Source organism: Candidatus Avelusimicrobium alvi (genome assembly GCF_958451995.1).
Taxonomy (GTDB): domain Bacteria; phylum Elusimicrobiota; class Elusimicrobia; order Elusimicrobiales; family Elusimicrobiaceae; genus Avelusimicrobium; species Avelusimicrobium alvi.
The window spans coordinates 1-15,230 of sequence record NZ_CAUDSG010000008.1 but is presented as its reverse complement, the minus strand read 5'-3'; the positions used below and the strand labels follow the sequence as shown (position 1 = coordinate 15,230).

Sequence of the window (15,230 nt, the reverse complement as noted above, 5' to 3'; positions counted from 1 at the left end):
AAAACCGTATGACAGAAATTAAACTCAAAGCAAAAGAAGAAAGACGGCTCCAGGCCGGACATTGGTGGGTGTTTTCCAACGAAATTGACGGGCTGGATACAACCATAGAACCCGGCACGCTGGTGCGCGTAATGAGCCAGGAGGGCAAACAAGTGGGCATTGGGTTTTTCAACCCCCACAGCCTGATTGCCGTACGGTTGCTGATGAAAGGCGCCGGCGAACTGCCGGAAAATTTCGTATTTGAAAACATTGATAACGCCTACACGTACCGCAAGGAAATCGGCGTGCGCAAATACGGGCGGATGTGCTACGGCGAGTCCGACCATATGCCGGGCCTGGTGATTGACCGCTACGGCGACGTACTGGTGATTGACGTACTGACCGCCGGGATGGAAAAATTAAAACCCGAAATCACCCAAGCCGTGCAGAAAATTTTTAAACCCAAAGGCATTTATTACAAGAACGACAGTTCTTTCCGCGCCCTGGAGGGGCTGGGCAGCACGCCGGAAATCATCGGCGAAGTGCCCGAAGCCGTGGAGATTGAAGAAAACAAAGTAAAATACCTCGTGCCGCTTCGCGGCGGGCAGAAAACCGGGTTTTATTTTGACCAGCGCGAAAACCGCGAATTTTTAAAACCGTATTTTAAAGAAAAACTGGTGCTGGATTTATATTCCTACATCGGTTCTTTCGGCATTACGGCCGCTTTGGCGGGCGCGGCGCAGGTGTGGGGATGCGATTCTTCGGCCGCCGCCGTGGAATGGGCCAAGAAAAACGCCGAGCTTAACGGCGTGTCGGACACGGTGGTCTTCCACCGCGACGACGCCGAACGGCTGCTTTCCGCTATGAAAAAAGGCGAACTGCCCGACCAGCCCGATATCGTGCTGTTGGATCCGCCGGCGTTTGTCAAAAGCCGCAAGGCGCTTCCGCAGGCCGTGGGCTTGTACGTCAAGCTCGTCAAAATGGCGCTGGAAGGCATTAAACCGGGCGGGTATTTGGCGTTTTCCACGTGCTCGCACCACATTTCGCGCGAACTGTTTGCGGATATTATCCGCCAGGGCGTCAGCAAATCCGGCCGCACGGCCGTGCTGGTGGAACTGCGCGGGCAGGCAAAGGACCATCCGATTTTAATCGGTATGCCCGAAACGGAATACCTGCATTTTGCGCTGATTCAGCTGCGTTAGTTTTTCGGCTGCATATAAAACGCCCGGGGGCCAAAACTCCCGGGTGTTTTTTGTTTCGGCGCCGTATTGCTCCGCATTTTTCATTTATGGCATAATGAAGAAAAGACATCTTACCGGGAGGTTTTCTTATTATGCGTAAAAGTTTGCTTGTCGTACTCACTTTTTTGCTGGCGGTTACCGGGGCATTTGCCCAAAACGGGGCGGAGCGCCGCGCGGCGTACAACCGGCTGGAACAGGAGCGGCAGGAACTGCTGGCGTGGGGAGGCCGGCATCCCGGGGCGCCCAGGCTGGTGGCGATGTACAAAAACAAAAAAGCGCGTGAAATCCGTGCGCGGCAGTACAAAGAATTTTTTGATTTTAAGCGGCAGGAAATCGGCCGGTTTAAAGAAAGCCTGCGCCAGGACATCCGCCGCGCCAAAAATGTTCCGTTCGTTACGTTCAACGCGCTTCCGGCTAAGAACCTGGCAATCATCGCCAAGAATAAAGAACTGTTGACGGATATTTTAAAAAACTACCCGGATAATGCGGTTACGCTGACGGACGCGTATTTAACCAAATTGTTTCAGGAAGACGAAGGGCTGGAGCGGCTGGTCCGCGCGTATGCGGCGTATTTGCATACGTATAACGCCGACCCCGCCGCGGCGGCTGATTTCTCGCCTTCCCAGCGCGAACAGCTTACCGTGCTGCAGAAAAACGGCAACCGGGCGGCTTTGTATACGTCTTTATCCCAGTTTTCCTCGGAGGCGGTAAAACGGCAAAAAGAAAATCTGGCCCGGAAATATACCGCACACACGCTGAAAGCCGCTTTTTCCAAATAGCATTTGAAGCAACAAAAAACCCCGCCGAAAGCGAGGTTTTTTATGGGTAAAAAGCGATAAAGAAATGCCGAGGGACAGGATCGAACTGTCGACACCCGGTTTTTCAGACCGGTGCTCTACCACTGAGCTACCTCGGCATTACCTAAATATCATACAAAATTTCAAAACCTTCGGCAATAAAAATCCGGTTTTCAGACGGCAAACCACACCGCCCCGGCGTTTTTGGCGCCGGAAAAATTATAAAATGCTCCGGCGGACAAACTCCGCCGCAAAGCTTTCCAGGTACTGCCGGTCCGTCCCGTCAAACCGGGCGGGTAGAGGGGAATCTATATCCAGTACGCCCCACACCGCCGCATCTTTTAACAGGGGGATGACAATTTCGCTGTTAGACGCGGCGTCGCACGCGATATGCCCCGGAAATTGATGCACGTCCGCCACCACCAGGGTTTCTTTGCGCAGGGCCGCCGTACCGCATACGCCTTTACCCAGCCCAATGCGTACGCACGCGGGTTTGCCCTGAAAGGGGCCCAATACCAGTTCGCTTCCTTTGAGTATATAAAACCCCGCCCAGTTGAGGCCGGGCAGCCCGTGATACAGGGCCGCCGCCAGGTTGGCCATATTGGCCACCGGGTCGGTTTCCTTTTCCAAGAGGGCGCTTACCTGCGGCGCGAGTTCCCGGTACAAATGTGTTTTATCGGGCAAAATCATATATGCGTATTGTAGCAAAAAACCTTTTCGGATGAGTTGTACTTTTGCCGTTAAAAGAAATATACTTTATATATAGGTTTACCGGTTATACCCCCGGACCCACAGGAGAATTATGCCAAGAATTGAAGTGGACGCCAACAAGTGTAAAGCCTGTTACCTGTGCGTCAATGCCTGCCCGAAGAAATGTTTGGGCAAATCCAAAACCATCAGCAAGAAAGGGTATTTCCCTGCTGAGATGGAACATCCCGAAAATTGTATCGGCTGCGCCATGTGCTATATGATGTGCCCCGATATTGCCATCACCGTGATTAAAGAATAACGATTTAAGGACTTTTACCTATGACCGAAAAAACATTAAGAAAAGGCAACGAAGCTTTGGCCGAAGGCGCTATCCGCGCCGGGGCGCGCTTCTTTGCCGGATATCCCATCACCCCGCAGAACGAGGTGCCTGAATATATGTCCGCCTTTATGGCCGACGCGGGCGGCGCGTTCGTGCAGGCCGAGAGCGAAGTGGCCGCTATTAATATGGTTTACGGTGCCGCCGCCACCGGTACGCGCAGTATGACTTCTTCGTCTTCCCCGGGCATCAGCCTCAAGCAGGAAGGCATTACCTACCTGGCCAGTGCGGATTTGCCGTGCTTAATCGTCAACGTGATGCGCGGCGGGCCCGGCCTGGGCAGCATCGCCGGCGCGCAGGGGGACTATTTCCAAGCCACTCGCGGCGGCGGCAACGGGGACTATCACGTCATCGTGCTGGCGCCGAACTCGGTGGAAGAGCTGGGCAATTTCCCCAAGCTGGGGTTTGAGCTGGCCGAAAAATACCGTATGCCCTGCATGATTCTGGCCGACGGCATTTTGGGGCAGATGATGGAAAGCATGGCTTTTAATTTTGACCCCGTGGACCCCAACACCCTGGGCAAGTTTGACTGGGCGGTGGACATCCACAAAAACGGCCGCGCCAAAAACAATGTTTTTTCCTATAAAGGCGACAACCTGATTGCCGATGTGGTAGCCCGCTCCAAACGCTACGGACTGATTGAAAAAACCGAACCCCGCTGGGAAGAACGCGACGCCGAAGACTGCGACGTGCTGCTGGTGGCGTACGGCCTTTCGTCCCGCGCGTGCCTGGAAGCCGTGAACAAAGCCAAAGAAGAGGGGTTAAAAGTCGGGCTGTTCCGCCCGATTACCCTGTGGCCGTTCCCGTCCAAACGCCTGGCCGAACTGGCCGCGAAAGCCAAGGGCGTGCTCAGCGTGGAGCAGAGCCTGGGCCAGCTGGTGCAGGACGTGAAACTGGCCGTCAACGGCCGTCCGCCCGTCTATTTAAACGCTTACCCCGCCGGCGGCCAGCCGGACGGAGCCAGCATCCTGACCGCCGTGCATTCCATTTTAAACGGCGGCAAAGAAGGCCTGTTTGATTTGCAGGAACACGCCGAAGGGTTCGTTTATGAATGCAAGCGCGACAGCCGGCTTGGCATCCAGGGCGACCTGAAAGGAGGCAAATAAATTTATGACCATTATCGCCAAAAAACCCGCCAGCCTGACCGATACGCCGATGCACTACTGCCCCGGCTGCGGCCACGGCATTGTGCACCGCCTGATGGGCGAAGCGTTTGACGAGCTGAACATCGCCGACCGCGTAATCGGCGTAGCCCCCGTGGGCTGCGCGGTGTTTGCAGACTCTTACTTTGCCTGCGACATGGTGCAGGGCGCGCACGGACGCGGCCCCGCCATCGCCACGGGCGTCAAACGCTGCAAACCCGAAGCCGTGGTATTTTCGTACCAGGGCGACGGGGACCTCGCTTCCATCGGTATGGCCGAAATCGTTCACGCCGCCGTGCGCAGCGAGAACATCACCGTTATTTTCATCAACAACGCCATTTACGGTATGACCGGCGGCCAAATGGCGCCGACCACGCTGGTCGGCCAGGTGGCCACCACTGCCCCCAAAGGGCGCGACCCGAAACTTCAGGGCTGGCCGATTAATATGTGCGAAATGCTTGCGCAAATTACCGGCGCCAAATACTTGGCCCGCGTGGCCGTGGACTGCCCCCAAAACGTGATGAAGGCGAAAAAGGCCATCAAAAAAGCGTTTGAAAACCAAGTAAAGGGAGTCGGGTTTTCTATGGTGGAAGTGCTTTCGCAGTGCCCGACCAACTGGCACGCGAGTGTGCCGCAGTCGCTGGAGTTTGTGCGCACGCAGATGATGCCGCAGTATCCGCTGGGCGTCTTTAAAGACGAGGGGGCGAACTAATGTACCAGGGTATCAGAATCGCCGGATTCGGCGGACAGGGCGTTATTTCCGCGGGCATTTTGCTCGCGCAGGCCGGTGTGGAAAACAAAAAGAACGCCAGCTGGCTGCCTTCTTACGGGCCGGAAATGCGCGGCGGCACGGCCAACTGCTCGGTCGTGGTGTCGGACGGGGAAGTGTATACGCCCATCGTATCCGCGCCCGATACGGTCATCGTGATGAACGAGCCTTCTTTGCCTAAGTTTGAGCCGATTATTAAAAAAGGCGGACTGTTGATTATTAACAGCTCGCTGGTAAATTCCCGCCCGGCGCGTACGGATATTACGACGGTATGCGTGCCGTGCAACCAAATTGCCGAGGGGCTGGGAATGGACCGCATTGCCAACCTGGTGGCATTGGGTGCGTTTATTAAATTAACGGGTGCGGTAACGCTGGAAAGCGTGGAGCATGCGATGAAGAAAGTGTACAAGCGCGCGAAACCGGAAATGCTGGAGCTGAATAAACAAGCGTTGCAAGCCGGTTACGACGCAGTGAAGTAAGCGCGCCGCAACATACAGGCAAATTTAATCCCCGGGAAGCGAGAGCGGCCCGGGGATTTTAATGCCTATACACAAAAAGCGTTGCAGGCCGGTTGCGGCATACGAAAGCCAAAAGGCCCATCCTCCGGATGGGTCTTTTTGCTCTTGTGCCGCTGTCGGTAAAGAGGTATGTTACAGATAGGCCTTATATCGTAAAGGAAAATATATGAAAAAACTACCTGTTGTGTTGTGTGCTTTGTTTGTGCTGTCTGCAGGACCGGCTTTTGCGCAAAAAGGGTTGGTAACGGCCACCCGCGCTCTTCGGCAAGGCTTTATCGGCGTTCCCAAAGCGTTGGTTAAAGTAAATGCCCGCGGTTTTTTTGCCGTTTCCAAACCGTTTTCCGCTCAGGCGTTTAAAACGCCGGACGCGGTACGGCTTTCTGCGGTAAATCTTGGCGTACGGGAAAGTTTGCGTGTGTCCGCCCAATACCAGGCTCATTTAAAGAAATTTTTAGAAATCAAAAAAGAAATGGATATTTTCTTGGGGTATCAGAAATTGGAACCTCAGCATATAAGTGCTTTTGAAGTGCATTCCCGGATGAATGATCTGGCGCAGGCCGAAAAAGAATTGGCGGCGATGGAGCGCATTGTGGGGCCGAAGGATGCGGGGATTCACTTGGGCCGGTCGTATCTTTATCAGGCGCGGATGGCGCTTCAGCCTAATTATGCCAGCCTTTATTCCAAGACAGAGGAAAAACCAACCAATTCCCTTCGTTCTTTTAATGCGGATCAGTTTTTATTAAAAGACCCGGACGGCACTTCTTTAACGATGAAGGATACTTCCCCCGGCTCGGACGGATTTGCCCGTGCGCGGCAGATGGCCGCCGAACTGCCGGAGATGACGATCGCCGTATTAAACGACGACCCGGAAATTTTGGAATGGGCGAGCGACTGGAACGCCCGGGGATTTTTCGGAGCCGGCAGCCGTATGAGAATCTTTAACTCGCTGGAACGGTTTATGGACATTGTAAAGGATATTAAGTATGACGTGGTGCTGATTGATTATGTGCTGGAGGACGGGGTCAGCCTGGCGGCGGTGGACTGTATTCGCCAGACGGGAGCCTCCACCGTGATTTTGCTCAACAGCGCGCTGATGGATAACGAAGTCCATGCGGAAAAACTGTTTGAGCGCGGCGCGGACGGATTCGTTTCTTCCGTGGGGTTCCGTGCCGACAACGGCGGCGCGCGCATCGCCAACGCACTCTATAATTATATGCAAATCCACGGCCGTGCCGCCCTTACCCCGCATAGCTGACGTGAGGATTTGCCGGGTTTAGCGCAAACAGACCCATATGGCGGATGGGTCTTTTTGCTCTTGTGAAAAGGCATATAAAAAGTTAATTTATAAGTAACTTTTAGCTGAGGGATAGGTGTATGAACAAATTAACCGGTGTTTTACTCTCTTTGTGTTTATTGGCTTCGGCCGGGGCCGCCTCTGCGCAGGACCGTTATACGTCCACCCTGCGGGCCATCCGTGCCGGGGTGATGGCTAACGGAAATAAATTTTCCCGTATTGCCGCGCGCGAATTTTTTGCCGATCATCTTTCGCTTTCCGTAGCGGAATTCAAAACGGCGGACGCCATTCGCAGCGGCCTGCTGGCCCACGGCGCGCAGGAAAGTCTGCGGCTGTCGGAGCAGTACCGCTCCAACTTAAATAAATTTTTGGAAATCAAGCGGGAGCTGGATATTTTCCTGCGCTATCAGATGCTGGAGCCGGAAAACGTTTCTTCGTTGGAAGTAAACGCCCGCTGGGAGGAGGCCCGAAAGGCCCGCCGGGCGCTGCAGGAGATGGAGCGCATTGTGGGCGCGCGGGACCGGGGCGTTCATTTGGGTAAGTTATATATGGACCGGGTAATGGAAGCGTTAAAACCGACTTACGCCGGTTTGTCCGGCAAGAAAAAAGCCTCTATGCCGGAAAAACTCCGCACGGAGAATTCTTTTAACGCGGATCGGTTTTTCTTAAAAGACCCGGACGGCACTTCTTTGACGATGAAAAACACGTCCCCCGGGTCTGACGGATTTATCCGGGCGCAGAAAATGGCCGCCGAACTGCCGCCGATGACGATTGCCGTATTAAACGACGACCCGGAAATTTTGGAATGGGCGCGCGGCTGGAACGCCCAGGGATTTTTAGGGACCGGCAGCCGCGTGGCGGTGTTTGATTCGCTGGGCAAGCTGATGGAATGGGTAAAAGAAGTAAAATACGATGTAATTTTGATGGATTACGTGCTGGAAGACGGCGTAAGCGTATTTATGATTGACCATATCCGCATGGCGGGCGACAAGTCCACCGTTATTTTGGTGAACAGCGCGCTGATGGATAACGAAGTCCCTGCGGAAGATTTATTTGAGCGCGGTGCGGACGGGTTTGTTTCTTCCGTGGGCTTCCGCGCCGACAACGGCGGGGCGCGCATCGCCAATGCGCTGTACAATTATATGCAGCAGCACGGGCGCGACGCTCTTACGCCCTATTCCAAACGCTGAACCCCGGCGGTGGGATGTCCTTTTTAACAAAAACAGGGAAGGCGTTTAACGCCTTCCCTTATTGGCATAATACTTATTAAAGTATCCTTCGGTCCTGATGTTCTTTAGGACCCGGTGATTCCAGAGCCGACTGGAACAACCTTTCCCCCCGGTACTGCTTTTATCCCCCCGGATCAATCTTACTGCTCATAAGTATAGTATAACGCCCATAACGTCCTTTTACAACCCGGAAAAAGGGTTATATTAAGGCAGCGGCGTTTCGGGCGCGCGGCGTTCCAGCCGGGCGGCCAACCACGTAAACGCCAGCCCGGGCGCCGCCGCCGTACAGCAAAGCAGAACGGCCGTTTTAAGCCCCCACATATCCGACGCCTGCCCGACTAACACCGGGGAAAGCGCGTCCCCCAGCGCGTGGATGAGAAAGATATTCACCGCAAACGCCATAGAATGAACCTTCGCGCGGGTGGAAGCCACAATGGCGGCCGCAATCGGCCCGGTGGGCAGGAACAGGCATACAATCGCCAGGCCGAAGCACGTCAGCGCCAGCGGGACGTTTCCCGTCTGTATACCGGTCCACGCGGGAACGGCCAGCCCCGCCAGGGCCAGCGCCATGACCCAAAAATAGGCCTTCGGCGTGGCGCGCAGCAGTTTATCGGCCAGTTTGCCGCCTATATAAGTACCCGCCGCGCCGCATACCACCACCAGCGCGCCGAATATGGCGCCCGCGCGGGCGACGTCCATCTCCAGATAGCGGTGCAAATAGGTGGGCATCCAGGCCGACAGGCCGCCGATGATAAACGTAATCATGGCGTGTGCCAGGCAGATAAATAAAAACGGTTTGTTTTTAAGCAGCGCCAGATAGTCTTTGGCGACGGGTTTGTCGGCCGGGGGCTGCAGCAGGCGGCGCTGGTCTTTCAAACGCGTAAGCGCCAATATGCCCAAAAACAGGCCCGGAACGCCCGCCAGCATAAACGCGGCGCGCCAGCCCCAATGCTGGCCGATGAGTCCGCCCAGCAAATATCCCAGCGCGCTCCCGGCGGGAAGCGCCAGGCCAAACGCCGCCAGTATGGTGGCGCGTTTTTCTTTGGGGTAATTTTCCGCCAAAAAGGGCTGTGCAATGGTGGTAAATCCCGCTTCGCCCACGCCGATAAGTCCGCGCGTAAACAGAAGCCCCGCATAATTTTTGGCCGCCGCGCAGGCCAGCGTGGCCGCGCTCCAGATAAGCGCGCTGGCGCCAATCCATTTTTGGCGCTGGGTGCGGTCTGCAAAATAGCCCACCAGCGGCGCATAGCACATATACACCAGCATAAAGACGGAAGCCAGCGTGCCGAGCTGAAGGTCGCTCAGCCCCAAATCGCGCTGGATGAGGGGAAAAACGGAATAAAGCACCTGCCTGTCTATATAATTAAACAGGTTAAGCAGGAATAAAATCCAAAAAAGTCTTTTTACGTTTGTCATAAAACCCCGGGCCGCCGGGACGGAAACGGCCGTTTTTTCCCTTTCATTATTCTATAAAATAAAACTGGCAAACCCGCAAAAAAGAGTTATACTGTTATTCAACGGAGCAAATTTATATAATAAATTATCTTTTTGCCGGGAGGATTTATGAAAAAGGGTTTTACGTTAATTGAGTTGTTGATTGTGATGGTGGTGGTGGGCGTATTGGTAACGGTCAGCCTGCCCAAATACCGCGCCTCTATGGAGCGCGGCCGTGCCATGGAAGCTATTGCCAACCTCCGCGCCGCGAGCGACTTTGTAAACGCGCAGTATGTAATGGACGGCAATACGTACGTTAAAAATAATATCACGGACGGCGGCGATACTTTCCGCGGGGGCGATTTTACCAAGAGCTCTTATTTTGAAACGCCCTCCTGGTATACGGGCACTTCTTCCGCGGTTGTGGTGTATACGGCGCGCGATACCGGCGATTACGAGCTGTACGCCGTTAACAAAGACGGGGATTTGAAGTATATTGCGTGTTCGGGCGATTATGATTCGTGTCTGAATATCGGTATGGAGGAAGCTTCGTTTACCGACAGTTACAGCAACAGCAATTTGATTATGAACTTTCAATAAAAACGGTTATGATGAAAAAGGCCCGCTCCCAAGAGCGGGCCTTTTTGTCGGGCAAAATACATTTTACCGCGCGCGCTGTTGGCGCAGGGCTTCAAACAGCACGATGGCGGCGGAAGCGGAAAGATTCAGCGAGCGGACTGGGCCCGTCATCGGGATGGTGAACAGGCGGTTTTTGTAGCGTTCGTAAAAATCTTTGGGCAGGCCGCAGGATTCCGCGCCGAATACCAGAAAAGCGTCGGGCGGGAAGGCTGCGTCCCAATACGCGGTTTTGCCTTTGGTGGAGAGGAAAAACAGCTGTTCTTCGGCGGGTTTTTCGGCTTCCAGGAAGGCGTCCCACGTTTCGTGGCGGCGGTAATCCAGGTTGGGCCAGTAGTCCAGCCCCGAGCGGCGTATTTCTTTGGAGGCGATTTTAAACCCCAGCTTGCCTACCAGGTGCAGGCGCGTGCCGGTGGCCACGCAGGAGCGGCCGATATTGCCGGTATTGAAGGGTATTTCGGGGTTTACGAGTACGATGTTGAGCATAGAGGTTATCTGTCTGTCATTGCCGGCAAGGTCCGGCAATCCAGTTTGTTCATAAAGTAAAATACAAATCTTTCCAATCGGGATTATTTTTTTCAATCAGTTGAAGCTTCCAACGGCGTTTCCATTTTTTGATTTCTTTTTCCCGGGCAATGGCGTGCAAAATATCCGAGTACAATTCATAATACACCAGCGTATGAACGGTATATTTTTTTGTAAAACCGTCCGTTAAATTTTGTTTGTGTTCCCAAACGCGGCGGATTAAATTGTTGGTTACGCCGACATACAACGTTCCATTGCGGCGGCTGGCCAATATGTATACGGCGTTTAAAGCGGTAGTCATCTTTATTAAAAGACCTGGATTGCGGAACCATGTCCGCAATGACGGCGTTAACTTCTAAAACGAAAGGGCTTCTAAAAAGCCCTTTCGTTCATGATAAACGGTTTTTTATTCTTCCCAGCGGATGAACAGCGGGGTCAGCACGTTGGGAATGTTGTCGTTAAAGGGCAGGATGCGCATGGCGTAATCCTGGCGGCCGCTGTTCAGCGGGGACATAGACACCTCGTACAGGTAAGCGTCGCCGTCTTTGCCGGTATTGGTCATATCAATGGCGGCCTCTTTAACGATGTCTCCCAGCGAACCGCGCTGGCCCAGGTACAGCTCCACCTGGATATCCTGCGGCGTTAAACTGCCCAGGAACACGCGGGACTTAAAGTTTACCTTGTCGCCCATCAGGATGGCCGTTTCGGGCTGGGGGGTAACGTCGGTTACGTTGACGCGATACCAGTTTTCCGCAATTTTGCGCCGCCACGCGGCCACCGCTTCGGCTTTGCCGGGCTCGCCCAGAATCAGGCCGTAGTTATTGGCGGGAACATAGAACTTTTCGTAGTATTCCTTTACCATGCGGTTGGTGTTAAAGAACGGGGCGATGTGCTTGATGGATTCTTTCATCAGCGACACCCACGGCAGGGAATAACCCACTTCCGCTTCTTTGGCGTAGTAGGCGGGGGCGATGTCCTGCTCAATTAAGCTGTAGAGGGATTCGGCTTCCACCGCGTCGCGTTCGGCTTCGGATTTATAGTTTTCCGCGCCGCCGATGGACCACCCGAAATCGCACGGACCCACTTCATCCCACCAGCCGTCCAGGATGGACAGCGCCAGCGCGCCATTAAGCGCAGCTTTCATACCGCTCGTACCGCTGGCTTCCATCGGGCGGATGGGGTTGTTGAGCCACACGTCCACGCCCTGCACCATATAGCGGGCGGTGTTCATGTTGTAGTCTTCCACGAAAACGATTTTGCCTTTAAAGCGCGGATCGTTCTGCGTCAGGCCCACAATCATTTTGATAAATTCTTTGCCGGCGGTGTCGGCCGGGTGCGCTTTACCCGCAAATACGAACTGCACGGGGCGCTGCGGATTGTTGACGATTTTGTCCAAGCGGTTCAAATCTTTAAAGAGCAGCGTGGCGCGTTTGTATGTGGCAAAGCGGCGCGCAAAACCGATGGTCAGCGTGTCGGGGCGCAGGACTTTGCTGGCTTTTTTGACGCTCATCACGTCCATTCCCTGGCGGGTAAGCTGGCGTTTTAAGCGGCCGCGGACCATATCAATCAGTTTGTTTTTGCGCACGGTATGCACGTTCCAGAGTTCGGCGTCCGGTACGTCGGTAATTTTGTCCCAGAGTTTGGCGTCCGACGGGTCCACTTCGCCCAGCTGGTCGTTGTTAAAAAGATATTTCCGGTACAGCTCGTTGAGTTCGTGCGAAATCCACGACGCGCTGTGAATGCCGTTGGTGATGCTGGTTATCGGCACTTCGCTTACCGGCAGGCCGGGCCAGAGGTTGTGCCACATCTCGCGGCTGACTTTGCCGTGCAGCTTGGCTACGCCGTTGCAGAAAGCCGCCAGACGCAGCGCCACGACGGTCATGCAGTAGGTGGCGGAGTCGGCCGTTTCTTTGCCCAGGGCCAGGAATTCATCCCAGGAGATACCCATCTCGCGGGCGTAGAAATCCATATATTTACGCACGAGCTCCGGCGCGAAGTGTTCGTTGCCCGCGATAACCGGCGTGTGCGTGGTGAAGACGGAAGAAGCCCACACGATTTCGCGCGCCTGGGCGAACGTGAGGTTTTTCTCCTTCATAATATCAATAATGCGCTGGAACAGCAAAAACGCGCTGTGCCCTTCGTTAATATGGTATACGGTGGGTTTGATGCCCATGGCGTTAAGCGCTTTTACGCCGCCGATACCCAGGACGACTTCCTGGCGGATGCGGTTCTCGCGGTCGCCGCCGTAAAGTTTTTCGGTAATGGCGCGCTGGGCGGGGGTGTTTTCCTGGAGGTTGGTGTCCAAGAGGTACAGGGACGTGCGGCCCACGGGTACGCGCCAGACGCAGGCTTTGACGTTTTCGGCGCCGAGCGGAATGTCCACCACCACTTCTTTGCCGTCTTTCATCATGCGTTCAACGGGCATATGGGCCCAGTCGTTATCCGGGTATTCCTCATTCTGCCAGCCTTCGCGGTTGAGCACCTGCTGTACGTAACCCTGTTTGTAGAACAGGCCCACGCCGATAATCGGCATACCCAGGTCGCTCGCGGATTTCATATGGTCGCCCGCCAGCATGCCCAGGCCGCCCGAATAAATCGGCAGGCCTTCGCCAATGCCGTATTCCATGGAGAAGTACGCCGTCAGCAAATTGCCGTTTTCGCGGCGGTGTTCCTGATACCAGGTGTGCTGGTTGTTTTTATAGTTGTAGTAGGCTTCTTTAACTTTGTTTAAATTATTGACGAAGGTTTCGTCTTTGCTAAGTTCTTCAAAGCGTTTCTGCGGCACGCAGCCCAGGAACCATTTCGGGTTGCGTTTGGCGGCGGTCCAGAGTTTCGGGTCCACCTGTACGAACAGCAGGATGGCCTGCCAGTTCCAGGTAAACCACATGTCATTGGCCAACTCTTCCAGGAACTTGATGTTTTCGGGCAGGTTGGGCTGAACGTTGAACGAATGAATTTTCATAAATTATCCCCTTATTTTTGTATATATCAAATTATATAAAATTAGGACTTATCCGCGCGGATAAAAAGGGTTAAAGCGCATAAAAAAGCCGCTTCCCCCCCAGGGGAAGCGGCCTAATGCAGAGCGGATTTTACAGTACGGCGCTTAAAATGACGAAGTACGCAATCATCACGGCCGCGCCCAGACCCACGGCGGCTTTGGCCCATTCCTTGCTTTTAATGCCCAGCTTGGAAGCGCAGATAATGTTGGGGATGTTGCCGGGAATCAGCATACCGCCGGAAACAATTAAGCTCATCAGCAAAAACGTCAGCGTGCGGGTGCTGATGTCGGGCGTTACTTCAATGGCGGCTAGGGTGGCGTTGTCCAGGACGGCCGACAGGGTGTTAATCCAGTACAGCCAGCCGGCGGACAGGTGGGAGATGGTCTGCATCGCGAGGGGTTTTAAACCGTCGCCCAGGAATACCAGCGCCATCACGAACAGATACACTTTGGCCGCGCGGATGATAATGCTTTTGACGGAATGTTCGTCCTGCGTGTCGGCGGCTTGGGGGCCGGGCGCTTTTTGGATGGGATTTTCGCGGATGGCGCTGGCGAGGGCGGCCATAAACACAATCCCGCCCAGCACATACCAGCCCAGGTGGTTAATTAAAAAGAAGAAATCGGCGTAGTGCGGCTCGCCGGAGAGTTTGGAGAGCACCACCGTGCCCAAGGGCTCGCCGATAGAGGTCAGCACCGCGCCCATTCCGATGGAAAAACACGAAAACACCACCAGTTTAATGCGTCCTTTGCGCTCCAGCGGCAGCATTACGGCCACTTCGGACAAAATAAGCGCGGCGATGATGGCGGTAATTAAGCTGGACGTAATGCCCAGGATGAAAACGATTAAAAAAAGCGTCGTGCGCAGGCCCAGCGCTTTGACGGCTTTTTGCGTGAGCCGCTGGATATTTTTATTAAATTTGCGGAACAGCAGTCCGGCCACCAGCACCGCGGCGGTGATTTTTATCGGGTCTTCCAGCGCGGTCAGCACCAGGTGCCCGCTCCAGGCTTTGGAAACGGTAACGGCAAACGCGCCGCAGAGAAACAGGAAGGCTTCCAGATTTTCTTCCACTTTATGCACGGTAAGCGGCAGGAACAGCACTACTGCAATCAAGACGGACAAAAGCGTCATCTGCACGGCGGATAATTCCATAAAATACCCCTTTTGCTCTAAAATAAAATCTATTGGCAAACTACATATAAGATTATATAAAAAACGGCGCGCGGCGGCGGCAAAACGCGCGGGCGGACGCGGAAAAAGAAAATATGGTAAAATAACTTTATAAGTCCCGTTCGTCTAGCGGTCCAGGACGCCGCCCTCTCAAGGCGGAGATCACGAGTTCAAATCTCGTACGGGACGTTTTTTCTTCTCTTTTTACCCCGCTTTACGGCGGGGTTTTTTGTTTTAACCGGCCGGAATACCGTATATTACTGCATATTACTGCGCCCCGGCCAGGCACGCTGCGCGCCGCCAAACCACGCCCTGGTGAGCGAGCCCTGCGACTGGTCCGAAGTCGTGTCCGTTCTGCCGTTTTAAGCAGGTCTTAGCCCTGTTTATAAAACGCCTCAAGGCGGAAGAAT

15 protein-coding genes and 2 tRNA genes are annotated in these 15,230 nt (G+C 54.3%); 10 read left to right on the top strand and 7 right to left on the bottom strand.

The window, feature by feature from the left end:
- Positions 1 to 8: 8 nt before the first annotated feature.
- A complete protein-coding gene (locus ACQY36_RS02635) occupies positions 9 to 1,181 on the top strand; it encodes a class I SAM-dependent rRNA methyltransferase (RefSeq protein ID WP_428071803.1) in 1,173 nt (390 codons plus the stop codon).
- A 131-nt stretch (positions 1,182 to 1,312) separates the two neighbouring features.
- Complete coding sequence (locus ACQY36_RS02630) at positions 1,313 to 1,999, top strand: hypothetical protein (protein WP_428077583.1); 687 nt, start codon at positions 1,313 to 1,315, stop codon at positions 1,997 to 1,999.
- Between the two features lie 65 nt (positions 2,000 to 2,064).
- On the opposite strand, the gene ACQY36_RS02625 is transcribed toward ACQY36_RS02630, so the two are convergent.
- A tRNA-Phe gene (locus tag ACQY36_RS02625) sits at positions 2,065 to 2,136 on the bottom strand.
- A gap of 100 nt (positions 2,137 to 2,236) precedes the next feature.
- Complete coding sequence (locus tag ACQY36_RS02620; RefSeq protein WP_428077581.1) at positions 2,237 to 2,707, bottom strand: GAF domain-containing protein; 471 nt, start codon at positions 2,705 to 2,707, stop codon at positions 2,237 to 2,239.
- A 112-nt stretch (positions 2,708 to 2,819) separates the two neighbouring features.
- On the opposite strand from ACQY36_RS02620, the gene ACQY36_RS02615 reads away from it, so the two are divergent.
- The 6 genes from ACQY36_RS02615 (at position 2,820) to ACQY36_RS02590 (ending at position 8,017) form a co-directional block, all read left to right on the top strand.
- Positions 2,820 to 3,026, top strand: coding sequence for a 4Fe-4S dicluster domain-containing protein (locus tag ACQY36_RS02615; protein ID WP_428056962.1), 207 nt, complete (start codon positions 2,820 to 2,822; stop codon positions 3,024 to 3,026).
- Positions 3,027 to 3,046: 20 nt separating this feature from the next.
- Positions 3,047 to 4,210: a 3-methyl-2-oxobutanoate dehydrogenase subunit VorB gene (vorB, locus tag ACQY36_RS02610; protein ID WP_428077579.1), complete on the top strand. Its 1,164-nt coding sequence runs from the start codon at positions 3,047 to 3,049 to the stop codon at positions 4,208 to 4,210.
- Between the two features lie 4 nt (positions 4,211 to 4,214).
- Positions 4,215 to 4,958 (top strand): thiamine pyrophosphate-dependent enzyme, encoded by a 744-nt coding sequence (locus ACQY36_RS02605; protein WP_428077577.1) that lies wholly within the window; start codon positions 4,215 to 4,217, stop codon positions 4,956 to 4,958.
- Positions 4,958 to 5,494, top strand: coding sequence for a 2-oxoacid:acceptor oxidoreductase family protein (locus ACQY36_RS02600; RefSeq protein ID WP_428077575.1), 537 nt, complete (start codon positions 4,958 to 4,960; stop codon positions 5,492 to 5,494). Before ACQY36_RS02605 ends, ACQY36_RS02600 begins: the two co-directional genes overlap by 1 nt.
- 205 nt (positions 5,495 to 5,699) lie before the next feature.
- On the top strand, positions 5,700 to 6,788 hold the full coding sequence (locus tag ACQY36_RS02595) for a response regulator (protein ID WP_428077573.1): 1,089 nt from the start codon (positions 5,700 to 5,702) through the stop codon (positions 6,786 to 6,788).
- A gap of 119 nt (positions 6,789 to 6,907) precedes the next feature.
- Positions 6,908 to 8,017, top strand: coding sequence for a hypothetical protein (locus tag ACQY36_RS02590; protein ID WP_428077571.1), 1,110 nt, complete (start codon positions 6,908 to 6,910; stop codon positions 8,015 to 8,017).
- Between the two features lie 243 nt (positions 8,018 to 8,260).
- Here the strand turns inward: ACQY36_RS02590 and ACQY36_RS02585 are convergent, their stop codons facing one another.
- Positions 8,261 to 9,472 carry a spinster family MFS transporter gene (locus tag ACQY36_RS02585; protein WP_428077569.1) on the bottom strand — a complete coding sequence of 404 codons (1,212 nt, stop codon included), beginning with the start codon at positions 9,470 to 9,472 and terminating at the stop codon, positions 8,261 to 8,263.
- Positions 9,473 to 9,619: 147 nt separating this feature from the next.
- On the opposite strand from ACQY36_RS02585, the gene ACQY36_RS02580 reads away from it, so the two are divergent.
- The gene (locus ACQY36_RS02580) at positions 9,620 to 10,090 is read left to right on the top strand and encodes a prepilin-type N-terminal cleavage/methylation domain-containing protein (protein ID WP_428071949.1); all 471 of its coding nucleotides are present in this window, start codon (positions 9,620 to 9,622) and stop codon (positions 10,088 to 10,090) included.
- 63 nt (positions 10,091 to 10,153) lie between these two features.
- Here ACQY36_RS02580 and ACQY36_RS02575 read toward each other — a convergent pair whose 3' ends face one another.
- The 4 genes from ACQY36_RS02575 to ACQY36_RS02560 form a co-directional block, all read right to left on the bottom strand.
- On the bottom strand, positions 10,154 to 10,612 hold the full coding sequence (locus ACQY36_RS02575) for a tRNA (cytidine(34)-2'-O)-methyltransferase (protein ID WP_428071950.1): 459 nt from the start codon (positions 10,610 to 10,612) through the stop codon (positions 10,154 to 10,156).
- 49 nt (positions 10,613 to 10,661) lie between these two features.
- Entirely contained in the window at positions 10,662 to 10,952 is a 291-nt protein-coding gene (locus tag ACQY36_RS02570; RefSeq protein WP_428071951.1) for a GIY-YIG nuclease family protein, read from the bottom strand.
- Positions 10,953 to 11,057: 105 nt separating this feature from the next.
- Complete coding sequence (gene glgP / locus ACQY36_RS02565; protein ID WP_428077567.1) at positions 11,058 to 13,613, bottom strand: alpha-glucan family phosphorylase; 2,556 nt, start codon at positions 13,611 to 13,613, stop codon at positions 11,058 to 11,060.
- Between the two features lie 130 nt (positions 13,614 to 13,743).
- On the bottom strand, positions 13,744 to 14,802 hold the full coding sequence (locus ACQY36_RS02560; RefSeq protein WP_428077565.1) for a DUF1646 family protein: 1,059 nt from the start codon (positions 14,800 to 14,802) through the stop codon (positions 13,744 to 13,746).
- A 133-nt stretch (positions 14,803 to 14,935) separates the two neighbouring features.
- Here ACQY36_RS02560 and ACQY36_RS02555 point away from each other — a divergent pair.
- Positions 14,936 to 15,009: transfer RNA gene (locus ACQY36_RS02555), tRNA-Glu, on the top strand.
- Positions 15,010 to 15,230: the final 221 nt, after the last annotated feature.